This window comes from Massilia genomosp. 1 (assembly GCF_011682185.1).
GTDB lineage: Bacteria > Pseudomonadota > Gammaproteobacteria > Burkholderiales > Burkholderiaceae_D > Telluria_A > Telluria_A rubra.
In genome coordinates, this window is record NZ_WHJF01000249.1 from 1 (window position 1) to 1,900 (window position 1,900).

General features: G+C 57.9%; 3 protein-coding genes. All 3 read right to left on the bottom strand.

Features of this window, described 5'->3' with window-relative positions:
* Positions 1 to 109: 109 nt before the first annotated feature.
* On the bottom strand, positions 110 to 877 hold the full coding sequence (locus F1735_RS33295) for a DUF2169 family type VI secretion system accessory protein (RefSeq protein ID WP_167241250.1): 768 nt from the start codon (positions 875 to 877) through the stop codon (positions 110 to 112).
* A 14-nt stretch (positions 878 to 891) separates the two neighbouring features.
* Positions 892 to 1,410: a DUF6484 domain-containing protein gene (locus F1735_RS33300; protein WP_167241260.1), complete on the bottom strand. Its 519-nt coding sequence runs from the start codon at positions 1,408 to 1,410 to the stop codon at positions 892 to 894.
* On the bottom strand, positions 1,410 to 1,900 hold a 491-nt coding region (locus F1735_RS33305; protein ID WP_222853166.1), incomplete at its 5' end, for a bacteriophage T4 gp5 trimerisation domain-containing protein. The genes F1735_RS33305 and F1735_RS33300, both read right to left, overlap by 1 nt.

Sequence of the window (1,900 nt, forward strand, 5' to 3'; positions counted from 1 at the left end):
ATCGCCTACCTTCGCATGTCCAAGTTTAAAAACCTTCCGGCCAATCCACTACAACCAGCCGCCGCTCCGTTGCGATCTACCATCTACCGTGCCGGCTGTCCAGTTCCACTCAAAACGGCATAGAGCCTTGATTAAATTGATCATCGAAGTCATCTGGAAGGAACGGAAATACTTCCTTTTGCCATCGCTCATCATAGCTTCCACCGAACTGAGGACGTGGATACCAGTGGCGCGCGATCGCGGAAAATCCGACCGGTACCTGCTTGCCGTTCGGCTTGCGAACGGGGTCATCCATCGCTTCCAAGCACGGCGCTGGCTCGCCACCAATTTCGTCTTCGGCACGAGCGCCGAACCACCCGATACCGGATGGATTGGCAGGCAGGCACTCACTTAGGACCTGGGCACTGTTACCCCAGCCTTTTTTATAGCTGCGGGTCCCGCCAAATGCCATCCCGAAGTGAAGCGGTATTTTTACAAAAGGTTGAGCTGCTGAAAGGGAAGTAAAACCGAGCCGCTTGTTCCACCGGCGCTCTCCGTGCACCCGCAACCCCTTGCGCAGCGATGCCACTTGCCAGGCAACGACTAATTCCTCTACAGGTAGCCCATTGGGTGCATGTGCGCTCGCATTGAACAAAACATCACAACGCGGTTTAAAACGTGCCATATCGGAGCCGTAGAGCATGGCGCTTGATCCCGGCTCGCCGACGAAGACGTCGGCTTGCTCGATAGCCTGAGGCTGGATAGGGCGCGCTCGCTGTCCCATCTCTGGAATTTGCCAAGTGCTTTTGGCCACAACAACGAGATGATCTCGACCGGTTATGTCTGGCAGAAAGCTGATGTTTACAGCGATATTTTTGGATGCTACGATCACTTCCACAAGAAACCCCGCACTTAATTAATGTTGACTGAACCGCCGAGAATGCGCTGTGTCGCACTGGCGTGACTAGTGATGTACGTGCCGCGTAGCTGAATGCGGCCATCCGCACTGAGGATTAGCGCCGCCTCGCCGCAGCGCAGTTCGATCTCGTGCTCGGCGGTGAGTACCACGCGTTCGCCGTCGAGCAGCACGTCGGTAGGGGCGGACGCAGGCACCGCTGGCGCGGCCAGCATCAGGCCAAGAATAATCGGCTGCATCGGATCGCCGCCCTCGAAACCCAGCGCCAGCGCTTGGCCGATGTTGCTCGGATCGAGCGGGCTGATGCTACGGGCGCGGATGCGGCTCAGGCCAAACGTGGCGATGCTGACCAAGGCGCCGCCGTCGGTGCCGATACCATCGAAGGTTCCCACGGCAATGCCGTCGGCGCGTGCAGGCCGCTGCGGCGTTTGCACGATCACGTCATGTAACAGACCTTCCGGCTGCGCGGATTCGGTGACCGGCAGGCTGCTGCCGGCTTGTTTGGCTTGCTTCATCAGTTCTCCAGAATCTTCTTGCCTTTCAGGGTGATGTTGCCATCGGCCTTGAAGGTTTGTTCGTCGGTGGTTCCCACGCTGAACGTGTGCCCGTTGATGGTGATCGTGCCGTCGGACTTCATCACCATGCTCGCCTTGCCCACCGTAATGGACAATTCATCGCCCGCAGTGATGGAATATTCATTGCCCACCTTGGTCACCTTGTGCGTTCCCACAATGGTCGCCATCGCCAACCCTACATTCAGGTCGTAGCCAAGGCCCACGTTTTCCATGCGCGCCATACCGACGTTCTGGATCGACGCAAGGGCAATGGTTTCCATCTTCATCTTCGCTACAGTGATGGTCCAGGCGCCACCGATGGTATCGGTCTCGTTCTGCACCACCGTCTTGGTCCGGTTCGCCCCAATCGTGATGGTCTCGTTGATCCCCACATCTTCGGTGCGGTTGTCGCCGATGCTGATGGTCTCGTCGTGATCGACCCGCTCCTTGC